The sequence below is a fragment of the Enterobacter sp. 198 genome (assembly GCF_009025585.1).
In the GTDB taxonomy this organism is placed as follows: Bacteria; Pseudomonadota; Gammaproteobacteria; order Enterobacterales; family Enterobacteriaceae; genus Enterobacter; species Enterobacter ludwigii.
Map to the genome: position 1 here is coordinate 248,941 of NZ_WCIM01000023.1, position 14,824 is coordinate 263,764.

The 14,824-nt window shown below is 49.8% G+C and carries 18 protein-coding genes and 2 pseudogenes; 9 read left to right on the top strand and 11 right to left on the bottom strand.

Features of this window, described 5'->3' with window-relative positions; all coding sequences use genetic code 11:
• The first annotated feature begins 186 nt into the window (after positions 1 to 186).
• Positions 187 to 1,290, top strand: coding sequence for a glycosyltransferase family 9 protein (locus F8561_RS15830; protein WP_151887688.1), 1,104 nt, complete (start codon positions 187 to 189; stop codon positions 1,288 to 1,290).
• 252 nt (positions 1,291 to 1,542) lie between these two features.
• Positions 1,543 to 2,043, top strand: coding sequence for a YbaK/prolyl-tRNA synthetase associated domain-containing protein (locus F8561_RS15835; RefSeq protein ID WP_014169635.1), 501 nt, complete (start codon positions 1,543 to 1,545; stop codon positions 2,041 to 2,043).
• 20 nt (positions 2,044 to 2,063) lie between these two features.
• Here F8561_RS15835 and yoaI read toward each other — a convergent pair whose 3' ends face one another.
• Positions 2,064 to 2,168 carry a small membrane protein YoaI gene (yoaI, locus tag F8561_RS24415; protein ID WP_014169634.1) on the bottom strand — a complete coding sequence of 35 codons (105 nt, stop codon included), beginning with the start codon at positions 2,166 to 2,168 and terminating at the stop codon, positions 2,064 to 2,066.
• Between the two features lie 145 nt (positions 2,169 to 2,313).
• Here yoaI and F8561_RS15840 point away from each other — a divergent pair, with 145 nt between their 5' ends.
• Positions 2,314 to 2,760 (top strand): DUF441 domain-containing protein, encoded by a 447-nt coding sequence (locus F8561_RS15840; RefSeq protein ID WP_014169633.1) that lies wholly within the window; start codon positions 2,314 to 2,316, stop codon positions 2,758 to 2,760.
• Here F8561_RS15840 and F8561_RS15845 read toward each other — a convergent pair.
• Positions 2,744 to 3,535, bottom strand: a complete 792-nt coding sequence (locus tag F8561_RS15845) for an AraC family transcriptional regulator (RefSeq protein ID WP_014169632.1) — start codon at positions 3,533 to 3,535, stop codon at positions 2,744 to 2,746. The genes F8561_RS15840 and F8561_RS15845 overlap by 17 nt on opposite strands.
• A gap of 99 nt (positions 3,536 to 3,634) precedes the next feature.
• Here F8561_RS15845 and F8561_RS15850 point away from each other — a divergent pair, with 99 nt between their 5' ends.
• Entirely contained in the window at positions 3,635 to 4,822 is a 1,188-nt protein-coding gene (locus tag F8561_RS15850) for a CynX/NimT family MFS transporter (RefSeq protein ID WP_014169631.1), read from the top strand.
• 30 nt (positions 4,823 to 4,852) lie between these two features.
• Here F8561_RS15850 and F8561_RS15855 read toward each other — a convergent pair whose 3' ends face one another.
• Positions 4,853 to 5,560, bottom strand: coding sequence for a CTP synthase (locus tag F8561_RS15855; protein WP_014169630.1), 708 nt, complete (start codon positions 5,558 to 5,560; stop codon positions 4,853 to 4,855).
• A 151-nt stretch (positions 5,561 to 5,711) separates the two neighbouring features.
• Here F8561_RS15855 and F8561_RS15860 point away from each other — a divergent pair, with 151 nt between their 5' ends.
• Positions 5,712 to 6,056: a DUF488 domain-containing protein gene (locus F8561_RS15860; RefSeq protein ID WP_014169629.1), complete on the top strand. Its 345-nt coding sequence runs from the start codon at positions 5,712 to 5,714 to the stop codon at positions 6,054 to 6,056.
• On the opposite strand, the gene F8561_RS15865 is transcribed toward F8561_RS15860, so the two are convergent.
• Positions 6,057 to 6,362, bottom strand: a complete 306-nt coding sequence (locus tag F8561_RS15865; protein ID WP_020884446.1) for a hypothetical protein — start codon at positions 6,360 to 6,362, stop codon at positions 6,057 to 6,059.
• Positions 6,363 to 6,442: 80 nt separating this feature from the next.
• Positions 6,443 to 6,697, bottom strand: coding sequence for a DUF333 domain-containing protein (locus F8561_RS15870; protein WP_020884447.1), 255 nt, complete (start codon positions 6,695 to 6,697; stop codon positions 6,443 to 6,445).
• Between the two features lie 304 nt (positions 6,698 to 7,001).
• Here F8561_RS15870 and F8561_RS15875 point away from each other — a divergent pair, with 304 nt between their 5' ends.
• The 3 genes from F8561_RS15875 to yoaJ are packed head-to-tail and all read left to right on the top strand — an operon-like array spanning position 7,002 to position 8,249.
• Entirely contained in the window at positions 7,002 to 8,030 is a 1,029-nt protein-coding gene (locus F8561_RS15875; RefSeq protein WP_151887689.1) for a sensor domain-containing diguanylate cyclase, read from the top strand.
• A gap of 45 nt (positions 8,031 to 8,075) precedes the next feature.
• Positions 8,076 to 8,174 carry a YoaK family small membrane protein gene (locus tag F8561_RS15880; RefSeq protein WP_014883431.1) on the top strand — a complete coding sequence of 33 codons (99 nt, stop codon included), beginning with the start codon at positions 8,076 to 8,078 and terminating at the stop codon, positions 8,172 to 8,174.
• Positions 8,175 to 8,249 carry a protein YoaJ gene (gene yoaJ, locus F8561_RS24660; RefSeq protein WP_071605476.1) on the top strand — a complete coding sequence of 25 codons (75 nt, stop codon included), beginning with the start codon at positions 8,175 to 8,177 and terminating at the stop codon, positions 8,247 to 8,249.
• Positions 8,250 to 8,303: 54 nt separating this feature from the next.
• Here yoaJ and F8561_RS15890 read toward each other — a convergent pair whose 3' ends face one another.
• The 4 genes and pseudogenes from F8561_RS15890 to rcnR all read right to left on the bottom strand — a co-directional run bounded on the left by F8561_RS15890 (position 8,304) and on the right by rcnR (position 11,378).
• The gene (locus F8561_RS15890; RefSeq protein ID WP_006174788.1) at positions 8,304 to 8,552 is read right to left on the bottom strand and encodes a GlsB/YeaQ/YmgE family stress response membrane protein; all 249 of its coding nucleotides are present in this window, start codon (positions 8,550 to 8,552) and stop codon (positions 8,304 to 8,306) included.
• 275 nt (positions 8,553 to 8,827) lie between these two features.
• Positions 8,828 to 10,308, bottom strand: a pseudogene (locus F8561_RS15895) (diguanylate cyclase).
• Positions 10,309 to 10,489: 181 nt separating this feature from the next.
• A pseudogene (locus tag F8561_RS15900) lies at positions 10,490 to 10,690 on the bottom strand (EAL domain-containing protein); the annotation flags it as partial.
• Between the two features lie 415 nt (positions 10,691 to 11,105).
• Positions 11,106 to 11,378, bottom strand: a complete 273-nt coding sequence (rcnR, locus tag F8561_RS15905; RefSeq protein ID WP_000019951.1) for a Ni(II)/Co(II)-binding transcriptional repressor RcnR — start codon at positions 11,376 to 11,378, stop codon at positions 11,106 to 11,108.
• A 122-nt stretch (positions 11,379 to 11,500) separates the two neighbouring features.
• Between rcnR and F8561_RS15910 the strand changes: the two genes are divergently transcribed.
• Positions 11,501 to 12,616 (top strand): nickel/cobalt efflux protein RcnA, encoded by a 1,116-nt coding sequence (locus tag F8561_RS15910; protein WP_001572377.1) that lies wholly within the window; start codon positions 11,501 to 11,503, stop codon positions 12,614 to 12,616.
• Positions 12,617 to 12,873: 257 nt separating this feature from the next.
• Here the strand turns inward: F8561_RS15910 and F8561_RS15915 are convergent, their stop codons facing one another.
• Both F8561_RS15915 and pcoS read right to left on the bottom strand, forming a co-directional pair.
• Positions 12,874 to 13,308 carry a hypothetical protein gene (locus F8561_RS15915; RefSeq protein ID WP_000723070.1) on the bottom strand — a complete coding sequence of 145 codons (435 nt, stop codon included), beginning with the start codon at positions 13,306 to 13,308 and terminating at the stop codon, positions 12,874 to 12,876.
• Positions 13,309 to 13,525: 217 nt separating this feature from the next.
• A partial coding sequence (pcoS, locus tag F8561_RS15920; RefSeq protein ID WP_151887691.1) for a copper resistance membrane spanning protein PcoS occupies positions 13,526 to 14,824 on the bottom strand: 1,299 nt, incomplete at its 5' end.

Sequence of the window (14,824 nt, forward strand, 5' to 3'; positions counted from 1 at the left end):
GCACAGGTGGCCTACCTCGCAGTACTGACTGGAAGCAATCACTACAGGTAATATACGGGTGGAGAGCCTCCTCGTGGATGGGAATGCATATACTATTTTTATGGATGTCGCGCTGACTTTTAGTCAAAATGAAAAGAAATTGGTACTACGCTAACTAACACCAGATAAGTATTCAAGGAGTCTTTAATGTTTCGATGGATAAAAAAAGCAAACAGATCTAAAAACTATTTTTTGAAAAGGATCAAACTTAAGTTAAAACTTAACTTATTGAGTATGATTTCCGCTCAGGGGCGTACTTCTCGAACGAGACATGGGTCGGGCACAAACCATCTGATTATCCCCTTCATTGGTAAAGGGATTGGTGATGCTATTGTCATTGGTGGTGTGATTGAGACTCTGGTAAGAAACAATTTTCAGGTCTCTGTTATTGCAGATAAAAGGACGCACTTTCTCTTCAAAGAATGGCGCAATTTAGAAGCTCTTTACTTTTATGAACCTAACAACAAAAAGATGCTAATCAAGGTGTTAAGGGAACTTCCACCTTTTGTATTTGTTGACTCGCATGAAATAACTCATTCAAATGTCGAAACATTTAATTTAATCAGACTAATAAAACCACACAAAACAATCGGTTTTACCAGGAAGTATCGTATCTATGACGAAGTAATTAACATTAGCTGCCCTTTGTCACATATAAGCACAAGATACATTGATTTCCTGAAGCATCTGGGGATATCGGCACAGAACTATGATTACACAGTGATCATACCTGACGACGATGTACAAAAAGCAAAGGATTTTCTTAAGAAAACCACTGATAAAAAAACGGTTGCGTTCATTCCTTACGGCAGTGTGAGTGAACGTTTCTTCTCAACAGGGCAGATTGAGGCCATTACCAGTCACATGGCTAAATATAAAGATACTTTTCACTTAATCATTCTTGGCGAACAACATAAAATAAAGCCTATTCCCGATTCAGATCATGTCACTAAGAGCTCATTGCCCTCATTCTTTTCGGCTGCACAAATTATAAAAGAGAGTGCACTCGTAATTTCTCCAGATACATCATTCGTGCATGTATCCAGAGCATTTAAGAAAAAACTAATTTGCCTCTATCCATTTAAAATGCTTGTCGCTCAGGCAGATAATGCTGATGTCTGGGGACCAAACTATGAATCAGCTATCCAGGTTAGACTGAAAGAGCGCCGCGTGATGGATACCGATGTTCGGCCTATACTGAATATTATTGACGAGCAATTGAAGAGTATCGCCGATAATAGTTCGAGATAAAGAAATCACATCTGTAATTTTTCTCGCTTCTCAGGACTTTCACTTTATGAAACCTGAGAAGCTTCATGCCTGTTAAGCGTTTTTAAATCTTTCTCCGATCTCACCAGCAAATTGCAGCTGGATATAATCTCTTCTGATGCCGACACTAATCAGCGGGAAAAACAATCGCCCAACAGCAACGTCTATACCAACGGCGAAATATTCTGTGCTAAGGTTAAACGCTGCGTATTGGTATTTAACAGGTAAATCGCTATGTCTGATGACGTTAAGGGAACAACAACCCACCAGCAACTCATTACGTTGTTAACCCAGCAGGGCGCACGATTTCGCGTCATGGAGCATGACGCCGTGGGGAAATGTGAAGCGGTGAGTGAGATCCGCGGAACCGATCTGGGGCAAGGGGCAAAAGCACTGGTCTGTAAGGTGAAGGGAAACGGCGTAAAAAAACACGTTCTGGCGATCCTCGCCGCCGATCTGCAGGCCGATTTAAGCCAGCTTGCCAGCCATTTTGGGGGGATAAAAGCGTCTCTCGCAAGCCCTGCCGAAGTCGATACCCTGACCGCCTGCGTTTTTGGCGCCATTCCGCCTTTTAGCTTCCATCCCGATCTGGCACTGGTGGCCGACCCGCTCCTGTTCGAGCGTTTCGATGAAATCGCGTTTAACGCCGGTCTGCTGGAAAAATCCGTGATTATGGATACGCAGGATTATTTGCGTATCGCCCGTCCTGAGCTGGTGACGTTCCATAAAGCGTAATCGTGTAGGCTGGTATCCCGTCAGCCTTTTTTTTCCAGAAAAATAACTGACGCGACCAGGATAATGGCAACAGCGAAAAACGATGAAGAAATGATCAGCGTTTCGACAAACATGTGATCGTACATTTTTGCGCCCCTTTTTCGATGCCTGCCCCAGTTTTATCCCCCGTAAATGACAGGGTTATGACAGCAGTAAAATCTTTTTAAAAACTGTCTTCAGCCGTGTTTCCGCGTAAAGTAAGCAGGCTTACTCTTTTGGCAAGGATTCCTTATGTTTGACCCGACTCTGCTCATTCTTCTGGCCCTCGCTGCGCTTGGCTTTGTCAGCCATAACACCACCGTCGCTATCTCAATTCTGGTGCTGATCATTGTGCGCGTGACCCCGTTAAACACCTTTTTCCCGTGGATAGAAAAACAAGGTCTCACCATCGGGATCATCATTCTGACCATTGGGGTGATGGCACCTATCGCCAGCGGTACGCTGCCTGCCTCGACGCTGCTGCACTCATTTGTGAACTGGAAATCGCTGATAGCGATAGCGGTAGGCGTTTTTGTCTCGTGGCTGGGCGGGCGTGGCGTTACGCTGATGAGCAGCCAGCCCTCGCTGGTGGCCGGTCTGCTGGTGGGAACCGTGCTCGGTGTGGCGCTCTTTCGTGGCGTTCCGGTGGGCCCGCTGATTGCAGCCGGGCTGGTCTCACTGTTTATCGGGAAGTCATAGTCAGGCTGGCAATATAGCGCGCTGGCGTCTGCCCCAGCCCCTTCTTAAACATCGTGATAAACGCGGTGGTGGAGTCGTACCCCAGCGACTGCGCCACCTGCTGTACCGACTTTCCCCCAATCAACAGCTGTAACGCCACAATAAGCTGCAGCTGATGCCGCCAGCGGCGAAAGCTCAGGCCCGTCTCTTTCACCACCAGGCGCGCCAGATTGCGCTCACTCATGGCGAAGTGGCTCGCCCATTGCGCCAGCGTCTGCCAGGCGGCAGGCTCTTCCGCCATCTTCTCGCTCATCAGCCGGATTTTTGGATGAGGCGAAACGGGCAGTTGCAAATGTTCCTGACGCTGCAGCGGTAGCTCGTCAAAAAGAACATCCACCAGACGCGATGTGGCAGCAAGCGAAAGCGCTTCACGTGATTTTTCCGCCAGCGATAAGATCAGTTCCCGCACCAGAGGGGAGATCTTCAGGGTGCAGCAGCGATCGGGCAAACTTACCGCTCCGGGTTCAATAAACAAAAAGCAAAGCTGGGCACCCGGCGTGGCCTTATTGCTGTGCGGCATCTGGCCAGGGATCCACACGGCATACTGGGGCGGTACCATCAGCATGGCGTTTTCCACTTCGCAGGTGATGGCTCCCCCCAGCGCCAGAATCAGCTGTCCCTTACGGTGTTGGTGTCGCGGAATGTATTGTTCCTGCGCCACCACGCGGATGCGAAACGCGACAGCCGCATCATGCTGGCTATCGGGATCGTAGCCGTCCAGTCCGAGACCAATCATCAGGTTGTCCGATATTAGCGATAAACTGTCATTTTAGCCTGATTTCAACCGTGGAGAAAATCGGTATTGTGTGCGCTCGCTTGAACGTATGAGAACACAATGACTACTGCAATTCGGGTTTCAGGAAAACAGGGCGCGCTGCTCATCGCAGGTATCCTGATGATTGCCACTACGCTTCGCGTCACCTTTACCGGAGCAGCACCGCTGCTCGATACCATTCGTCTCGATTATGGCTTGAGTACGGCGCAAACCGGTCTGCTGACCACCCTGCCTCTGCTGGCTTTCGCCCTTATCTCTCCGCTCGCCGCAGGTGTTGCCCGGCGTATCGGCATGGAGCGCAGCCTGTTTATCGCCCTGCTGCTGATTTGCGTCGGCATTGCTGTGCGCTCCCTGCCTTCCGCCCCCCTGCTTTTCATCGGTACGGCGGTGATTGGCTGCGGTATCGCACTGGGCAATGTGCTTTTGCCTGGGTTAATTAAACGTGACTTCCCGGGACAGGTTGCCAGACTCACCGGTGCGTATTCCCTGACGATGGGGATCTCCGCGGCGTTAGGTTCCGCACTGATTGTTCCGTTGGCGCAAGGGGAAGCCGGCTGGCATGGCGCCCTGCTAATGCTGATGGCCTTTCCGCTGGCGGCGTTACTGCTCTGGCTGCCACAGTGGCGTCAGAAACACGTTGCGACGGTGACCGGTGCAGGCGCGTTACATAACCGCGCCATCTGGCGCTCTGCCCTCGCCTGGCAGGTCACCCTTTTTCTGGGGATTAACTCGCTGATTTACTATGTCATCATCGGCTGGCTACCGGCGATCCTGCTCAGCCACGGGTATAGCGAAGCCCAAGCGGGTTCTGTGCACGGACTCTTACAGCTGGCCACCGCCGTTCCGGGTCTCGCTGTGCCGCTGATCCTCCATCGTCTGAAGGATCAGCGAGCAATCGCCGGCGTCGTGGCGCTGTTGTGCGCGATAAGCGCAGCAGGATTGTGGTTTGCGCCGGGAATGGCGGTCATGTGGACGCTGGTGTTTGGTTTTGGTACCGGGGCAACGATGATCCTTGGCCTGACCTTCATCGGGCTGCGCGCCAGCTCTGCGCATCAGGCCGCGGCCTTGTCCGGCATGGCACAGTCGGTTGGCTATCTGCTGGCCGCCTGTGGCCCGCCGTTGATGGGCAAAATTCACGATGCTGCCGGTGACTGGCGGTATCCGCTTCTGGCCTGTGCACTGGCCGCCGTGATCATGGCCGTTTGCGGTATGCTTGCCGGGCGTGACCGGGAGGTCACGCCCCGTTAGTAGAATGGCAGACCACCAGGTCTGCCTTTTTTATCCGCGCGCCGCGCGCAGCATTGCCTGTACCAGCACCACCGGTCGACCTTCCAGCGCGGCACGTTCATGCTGGAATAAGGTGATCACGAAGAACGGATGGGTCAGTAGCTCCGCGGCGCGAATTTCACCCTGCTCGTCCCAGCCGGTGACGCGCATTTCACCGCTCTCCAGCTCCCGTGCAAATTCCGGCGACACACCGTAATTGCAGTGATATCCCTCCACGATTTCCGGTTTGCCATAGGCTTTGGCGATGAGCGTATTGTTGCGCAGCTCAATTGCATCGGTTTTTTCCACCAGCGAGCAGGTTAATGGCGCAATCACCATTGTGCCTTCGGTATCCGTTTCGGCGTGCGCCGCATCGTGCCAGCCCAGCACATTACGGGCGTACTCAATCAGCGCATGCTGGAACCCGCCGCAGGTGCCGAGGAAGGGAATGCTGTTTTCGCGTGCGTAGCGTGCAGCGATAAAGGCCGCCGCCGTGTTTTTGTACGGGCTTGCAGGAACCAGCCAGATAGCGTCATAACCCACCAGATCTTCCGGGCTGGTCAGTTCCGTGGTCGCGAGCCAGTCATAATCAGCGGTGAGGTCAAGAACGGCAGCGGCGTCGTCAATTGCCAGCGGGATCGCCTGGTGCGCAATAACATCGGGATTGTAATCGCCAACCAGCGCAATGCGCAGTGTGGTTTTAGCCGGGAGGTGTTCCATGAAAGGTTCCTTATGCCTGAGTATTAGCAGATAACATAAGGAACCTCAGACTACCGATCTTCTGCAATTATCACAATACCTTAAATTGGGTGGGTAAAGACAAAGTGCTAGAGTAATACGCAGAACGTTTTGCCACAGATGAGGAGAAAAGATGATCCAGTGTAAACGCGTATACGAACAGGCAAGCCCGGACGATGGTTATCGGGTGCTGGTAGACAGACTCTGGCCGCGTGGCGTGAAGAAAACCGATCTCGCGTATGATGAATGGTGTAAAACGCTCACCCCGTCCAACGATTTACGCAAGGCGTTTCATAGCGAAACCCTTGATTTCAACGCCTTCAGCAAGGCATACCGGGAAGAGCTGGCGCAGCACAAGGACGAGGGGTTGCGTCTTGCGGCGCTGGCCAGCAAGCAGACCTTAACCCTTCTCTATGGCGCGAAAGATAAGGAACACAATCACGCCCTGGTGTTAGCCGACTGGCTGCGTAATGTCTAGTCAGTCGATCATCAGTTCATCAAGGATTTGCGGCGCCGTATCCGGGGTAAGCGGCATCAGATGTTCGGCGCGAATAAACGCAAAGCCATGCTGATTGTCAAACGCGAAGACATCACCGGTCACCAGCCAAAGCGCGCGATCCGAGGTGGTGGGTAACTGCGTCATGACGCCATTGACCGGGTTAACGAAACGCTGGCCGGGCTGACACAGGCCAAACAGTTCAACAGATTTACCAATATTACGACGGCCGGACGCCGTGCGGGCACCGATGATCATCGCCATGCTGCCCGGTTTAAGCTGAAACATACTTCTCTCACGATAACGGTAGCCATCGAAAGGCTAAGAATAATCCTAAAGAGAAGTGTACCGCAGCCACTATCCCGCTGTCACCTGGCAGGTTGCGGATGATCGCGACGATAAAGCGCCCATTCATCGATCACTTCGCCGCCAGGCAACTTGCACTCCGTGCGAACCCCTTGCGGGCTCTGAACCGGGACCTGTTCCCCGCCTTTATTCAGGCAGTAGACGGAGGCGGGATTAGCCATCCCGATAACATGGGGCGGTTTCGGGGCATCAGGCGGGGATGTTTTGGAGGTACAGGCGGCCAGCGGTAACGCCAGTGCCAGAAGCAGTAATCTCATCTCATTGATCCTTTTAACTTCATCAGACTTTAAGGGTAACGGGTCATCGCCGCTTTCTCCACGATTTCTCCATCTTAACTGCACTTTTCCACACTACAGTGGCACGTGTTCTCAATGACCAGAGAACATCATTCCGTAATCAAGATGTCTTTGCCCCGGTCTCAACATCGGGGCTTTTTTTCTCCCCCGCTCCCCTGTGATGAATATTAAAATTTTTATATTCATGTTTTACTATGCCCGAAGTCGAAAAATTCAGCATAACATGCAGATGCAGACGTCTTCTGCATGGGAGTGAGCCTACGTCATGTCGGATATTATCCTTGCCCGTGTTTCAGAAACGCTCGCCACTGAGCAGTCCCTTGAAAGTCTCGTCCGCCAGTTGCTGGAGATGCTGGAGATTGTGACTGAAATGGAGTCCACCTACCTGACGAAGGTCGATATCAATGCGCGGCTGCAGCATATCCTCTACGCCCGCAACAGCAAGCAGATGCAGATCCCTGAGGGGCTGAGCGTTCCGTGGGGCGATACGTTGTGTAAGCGCGCCATTGAGAGTGGTACGTTGTTCAGTAACGAGGTGGCTGAGCGCTGGCCGGATTGCGATGCCGCGAAAGCCCTTGGCATTACAACCTACATGAGTATCCCTATTCACCTTGCGGATGGTTCACTCTATGGCACGCTCTGCGCCACCAGCACAGAAAAGAAACATCCCAGTGACCGCGGTGAACAAGTTCTGAAATTATTCGCCGGGTTGATTGCCCAGTATATTCAGAAAGAGTCGCTGGTGATCCAGCTTCGGGAAGCCAATGCGGCACTCATTGCGCACTCTTATACCGATGCCCTTACCGGATTACCAAACCGCCGCGCCATCTTCGAAGAGCTGACGACCCTGTTTTCACTGGCAAAGCACCTTAAACGCAACGCCATCATCGCGTTTATCGACCTTGATGATTTCAAGCTGATTAACGACCGTTACGGGCATGAATCAGGCGATCGGTTCCTGATTGAAGTGGGTAAACGTCTGACTGAAGAAAAACAGGCGGACGAAATAATTGGCCGGCTGGGCGGTGATGAGTTTCTGGTGGCCTCGCTTAGCCAGACCAACAGTACGGGTGAGAGCACACAGATTAACCTGCTAAAATCGCGCCTCGACGCCCGTATTGCAGGAGAATACTGGCTGGGGAGCGTGAACATTATTTATCCTGGCGCCAGCTTCGGTGTGATTGAAGTTGACCCCACCGTGACCGATCCGGACAGTGCATTACGCGCGGCTGATGTCGCGATGTATCAGCATAAGAAAGGAAAAAGCAAAACGCGCTTTCTCGCGATGGATTAACCCCGTACACTCTACGGCGTTATAAAAACCGAAACAGGTGATGGTATGAGAATAGGGATCCTCTTCCCGGTCGTTATTTTTATAACGGCGGTAGTGTTTTTGGCCTGGTTTTTTGTCGGTGGTTACGCTGCTCCGGGGGCATAAATGAGAAAAACAACCCTCATTATGCTGATCGTGGCAATCGTGGCTGTTGCAGGCTCGCAGCTAGGCTGGTGGTAAACCCACCACGTAAAAAGGCCGCCATATGGCAGCCTTTTTCAACATTTATCAGGCTTAGCTTTTGATTTTTCTGTAAATAAACAGAACAACCAACGCACCGATCACCGCGACAGCGAAGCTGCCGAAGTTAAAGCCATCGACCTTACCAAAGCCGAACAGCGTACTGATCCAACCGCCCACCACTGCACCGATAATCCCCAGTATTACGGTGACGATAAACCCACCGCCATCTTTGCCCGGCATAATCCACTTCGCCAGAATACCTGCAATAAGCCCAAAGATAATCCAGGATAAAATTCCCATAAGTTTCCTCTCCGTATGGTTTTTGTCATTAAATCAACGACACAAGAAAGGATAGCACAGGATTTCAGAAAGGAAATTTGTGATAAGCATCACAGTGAGAGAGTGCGCGTTTATTCATCAACAGCACCACAAGAAATATGGGGTTGCATCTTTTGTTGAGAAAGATTATCTTTCTCAACACTGAATAGTTGAGTGAAACGCTCAGGTATTCAGTACGACATTGCTCACATTGCTTCCAGTATTTCTTGCCCACTCTAGAGTGGGCTTTTTTTTGCCTACACCGCTACAAAAGCGTGCCGGTTTCGCCCTGCACGTTTTGCCTGATAGAGCGCCTGGTCGGCGGCTATAATGATGTTCTGCTGGCTGCCCGCGATATCCACGGCACGCGCAGTGGATATCCCGACGCTAACCGTGACCCGCCCGAAGGGACTGAAAGCATGTTCAATATGCAGCGAAAAGACATTGCGAATGATCGTCTGACCGAGGCGGAGCGCTTCCTGGATATCCGTGTCTGGCAGGATCAGTGCAAACTCTTCCCCACCATAGCGCGCCACAACCTGGTTGTCCCGGTTGAGGCTCTCCCTGAGGCTATTTCCCAGCAGGGTTAAACAGCGGTCCCCTTCGGGATGACCATAGTTATCGTTGTATTTTTTGAAGTAGTCCACATCGACAATCAACACCGAAATCGGGGCGTCGCTGGCCGCACAGGCCGCAATTTCTGACAGAATTTTTTCATCAAAAATGCGTCGGTTGAAAAGCCCTGTTAGCGCATCTTCAGACGCAATAATCTTCAGCGCCCTGTTATCCCGTGTTTTTCTGGATAAATCGGAATAGAGGAAACAGGACGCCGCAATGAGTATCGCGGTAAAAACCAAAATGAGTACAGAAAGCTGGAGAGCCTGCTTGCGCCAGGGGGCGAGCGCTTCTTGCGTACTGACCGCCACGGTGGTGACGAGCCCGTAGCGCTTGTTCTTCTCGAAAGCATAAATGCGTTCGATTTTATCAAACCGTGAGACAGAGCTGGCAATACCCGCGTTTTGTACCTTGAGGTATGTCCTGAAGAGAGGCGAATCCGAAACAATTGCGCCGATGTAATTATTTTTAAACGGATGACGTACCAGCAACACGCCTGACTGGGTTGTTAAGCCGATCACGCCTGAGTGACCAATATTGATCTGCCCGTATAACGCCAGAAAATTTTCGATACCCAGCGTAACCACAACGACACCGTTAAACGCGCCGGTAGGGGTTTCCAGCCGACGACTAATGGTTATGACCCATTTACCATTCGTTCTGCTGACCACCGGCTGGCCAATAAAAATCTGCTGGCTCTTATTTTCTTTGTGATAGATAAAAAACGACCTGTCCACCCCTTTCCGGGGTCCGGAAAAACTTTCATGCAGTGCCGTAAAAATATTCCCTTGCGCATCGTAAACAACCACATTATTTATCTGGATAAGAAGATTATCCTGATTGCTTATCATCCGCTGGATATTTTTGGCCTGTTGTGGGGTCATGCCATAAATTTTGATTATGTCGGAAACCGAAGTAATCAACATTTCACTTTGGCGCATGATCCCTTCGCTGTACACGTCTAAGGTATGGCTCAGGTTAGCAACGCTGGTATTTATTTGCTGGATTGACTGCTGCCTGGACGTGGTAATTTGGACGGCAAGCGACAGCGAAATGATCAATGAGACAATGAGACAATGATGACGGTAATAGTTGTTGTGTAAAAAGTATTTTTCACATGCACGAGCTCTTCCACCTTATCACGCCTGACATCCCTGGCTGACAACTAGAGTCACTGTAACAAAGCTCAGGATAAGAGGAAAATGAATTGCACTTAAGCATACAACAGAAATCTGATGATATTTCGCTTTTCGCAAACGGGCATCAGATATTATTACTGGGCCCCTTTCACAGAAAAAAATCTCTTACAGACTGACCTTCTCCAGGGGCTTAGATAAGATGACTTTAATAAATTCTTTATACGAGACCGGTTTACCAAAATAGTATCCCTGCAACAGGGTAATCTGATTACGGTTGAGATAGTCCAGTTGCTCCTTCGTTTCTACCCCTTCAGCCACGATATGCAGTGAGAGTTTTTTCGCCAGGTCAATCACACAGTCCAGCAGGTGTACACAGACATTAAAGTTGTCTCCTTTAACATGAAAAAGACTTTAAAGTTGTCTACTTCTTCAGATAGACCTACTTAACAGGATACTAAGTAGGTCATCTCCTTTCTCGCGTAGCATCTCTCGACGTTCACAGCAGAGGACACGTTTCAAAATGTCATCCAAAATTTTTTTCCATTATCTGACGTTGGGTGATTTTGATGGTCAGCGAGTAGAGGCTTTAACAATGTGGGTTGCCCTGAGCAAAGTAAGGGAAGTAGATGTACCAGAAATGTACGCGTTGCCTTGCATGAAGGGGGGCATCTTAAAGCTCATTGATTAAACAAACTCACTATGCCGCTACAAACAGCCCAAAACCGTCACTTGATAACGTGTTATTTAGATAAATTAATGCTCAGGGCTTTTAGCCAAACTGTCACTTGATGTAAGAATCCAGAACCTTCAGCACAACGTCCAGGTCTTCTTCTCGTTTCTGTTCTTCACTTTCATGAACAATATGTTCAGTCAAATGTCCTTTAATCACTTCACGCAATAAACCATTCACGGCACCACGTATGGCGGCTATTTGTTGCAGTACAGCGGCACATTCGTGAGGTTCATCAAGCATTTTTTTCAGCGCAGCAACCTGCCCCTGGATCTTGCTTGTACGTGCTTTCAGTTTTTGTTTATCGCGGATGGTATGTGACATGTGGGCTCTCACTCTCCTGGATATTTTATGTAACTATACCAGCGTTATTCTACTGGGGGGTAGTATATTTTACTGGGGGGGAGTAGAATCCGGCCTACACTTAATAACCAAGAATGATTCTCATGAACGAATTTACGACACTTCTTCAGCAAGGCAACGCATGGTTTTTCATCCCCAGCGCCATTCTGCTTGGCGCGCTTCATGGACTGGAGCCCGGGCACTCCAAAACAATGATGGCAGCATTCATCATTGCTATAAAAGGCACCGTACGTCAGGCCGTGATGCTGGGTGTCGCGGCAACATTGTCGCACACTGCAGTCGTATGGCTGATTGCTTTTGGAGGGATGTATATCAGTAATAAATTTACCGCAGAATCAGCCGAACCCTGGCTACAGATGGTCTCTTCAGTGATCATCCTTGGTACGGCTTTTTGGATGTTCTGGCGAACCTGGAGCGGTGAGAAAAACTGGCTGGAGGGAATGCAGGAGAATGAACATCATCACCATGACGAAACAAGGTTGATCGATACTGGCCATGGAAAAGTTGAACTGTCCATTTTTGAAGAAGGACAACTTCCCCACTGGCGGCTACGCACTCTTAGTGGCCAAAGATGGGCTTCTGAAGATATCTCATTAACCACACTTCGGGAAAACAGTACGATCTCTCAGACTTTTGAATTTGTTGATCATGGTGATTATCTGGAGTCAACATCTCCCATCCCTGAGCCTCACAGTTTCAACGTACGTCTGTCTCTGGGACATCGTGGTCATGTCCATGACTATGATGTGGCGTTCGCTGAACACGACCATGACCATGACCACTCTGAGCTTGATGGGCTGGATGTGAATTCGAAAGAGTATCAGGACGCTCACGAACTGGCTCATGCCAATGACATAAAACGCCGCTTCGACGGGAAAGAAGTAACCAACGGGCAAATCCTGATATTTGGACTGACAGGAGGGCTTATCCCTTGCCCGGCAGCTATAACTGTATTGTTGATCTGCCTTCAGCTTAAAGCGCTTACGCTGGGTGCCACACTGGTTGTTTGTTTCAGTATCGGCCTGGCATTGACCCTCGTAACGGTTGGAGTGGGTGCGGCGATCAGCGTTCGTCAGGTCGCCAAACGCTGGAGTGGCTTCAATACCATCGCCAGAAGAGCCCCCTATATTTCAAGCGCCCTGATTGCTGCTGTTGGGATTTACATGGGTATACATGGCTGGAATGGGCTGGTGCATTAACACCGGTACTGATGACACACACTCTGGGTACTTACAAAGTACATCCTAAGCGCCACCGTTGAGGTTATGAGCAGAAAAACCCGGAATATAAAGCTGCTCTTTCCGGGACTTGTTGCTGAGGCAGGGATTAAGTAACTGATTAAATCCATTCCCATAAGACTCAATGATAAATGAAAGAATAAAAAAAACGCTCCCGGACGGGAGCGTAAGCCAGTGACTTCGGCGTCAAATGAGGGTCTAACAAGTGGAGCTGCGGGTTAATTCTGGGTGATCTGGCTGCGATGCTTTTCAGCCTGCTGCTGATGAATAACGGAAGACTGACCATTATTCGCCTTCTCGTGCACAACAGCGGCTTTTTCATGCTCGTTCATTTCTGAAAATGACGTTGCTGATTCGTTGGTGGCCCCTGGTTTGCCTTTCATCATTTTTTTATGCATCTCCGCCATGTCCTGGTGGGCAGAAGCGTTGCCGTTTTGCATCATTTCATGGGACATTGCAGCCTGATCGTGTCCGCTCATATCCATCATTGTCATACTGTCTCCCTGAACAGCGCTTTTTTCAGAGGTTGACTGCATCTGATGGGCGGGTGCCTGGGCATTATTTACCTGGTCATGCATGTTCATTGTCTCTGCAGCCATGGCGGATGAAGCGACAGCCATAATGGCAACAAATGATACAAGGATCTTTTTCATGGTTGGGTCTCCGGTGTTTTCATACCCAAACAATCAACGGCTTATAACAGAGAAAGCATTTGATCTCAGGGCGGGTTATTCATCACTCCAGGAACCAGGCGATTGCGTTATCACTCTGCTCCTGATTTATGTATGATTATAAAAAACCGCCTCTGTTTATCGCGTGACTGAATGATGACAATTTTGTCACCTTCCAGGTTTCTCCTGAAGAACGGGATTAATCCATTAACAGGCGCACACTGAACACAATTTCCCGCCCCTGCTGTTCTGCTGACAGCTCGCCGCCATGAGCATGAATGATCGACCTTGTAATTGATAATCCCAGCCCCGCGCCTTCCGTGTTGTGGACCCTTGATGAATCAGCTCGATAGAACCGATCAAACAAACGTTCCAGATTAGCGGGAACCTGGCCGGACATCGTATTCGTAATCATCACGTTCACACAGTCACTGTCACGCTCAAGGTGTATCGCTGTACAGGTGTTATCGGGAGAATACTTGATTGCATTGGAAAGCAGGTTACTGAAAGCACGTCGGAGCATATCGCTGTCTCCGGCAACAACGCCCTCTCCTTCAACCGTGATTGTCTTTCCTGTTTCGTCTGCCAGGGGCTCGAACAACTCACGTAATTCATTCAGTTCGGCTGCCAGATCCACATCATGTTTATCCAGCCGCAGCAGACCATGCTCTGAACGTGCCAGAAAAAGCATGTCACTGGTCATTCGTGACAACCTTTTCAGTTCTTCCAGGTTAGCGAATAAAATTTCGCGGTAATGCGAAACATCCCTTTCCTTAGCCAGTGCAAACTGCGTCTGCATCATCAGATTACTGACTGGTGTGCGCAGCTCATGCGCGATGTCAGACGAGAAATCTGACAGTTTCCGGAATGCCCCCTCCAGGCGATCAAACATATTATTGAACTCCTGCATGGTCTCAGAGATTTCCGGCGGAGCCAGATCGGGATTTAGACGCTGATCCAGGCTGTGTACGGTCATGGAGGAAGCCAGACTGGTCATTTCCCGTAGCGGTTTCAGACCAATACGTGTGGTCAGCCAGCCCAGAAAAACAGAAATAAAGACCAGACCGATATTGAACCAGAACAGCCAGGTACTGAGTTTGTCCATAAACAGGGTGTGATACCCAGTATCCGTGGCAACCGTAATGATGACATGTTTGCTTTTACCCTGTTCCGGCGTCACGGCAACCCGCCGCGAGATACTGCGGTACACGGTGTTATTTTCTTCCGTCTGGATCATATAGTCGAGAATATCACCCGACTTATTAAGCAGGACCGCTGGAACAACAGAATTTTTGGCATAGAGTTCAACAATTTTTTCATTTTCCATGTTTTTTATAGAAATGAATAAGCCATTGTGCCCCACCATCGCATCGTTTATTTTTTCTGATAATGACTTAATATCCGTTTTGTTCCTGAACGTCTCTGTTTTAAGAAACTCTTCGGTGAGCTGAAGTTTACCTGTCAGAAAATCGCGGTCCTGATTATCGAAATAGCCATT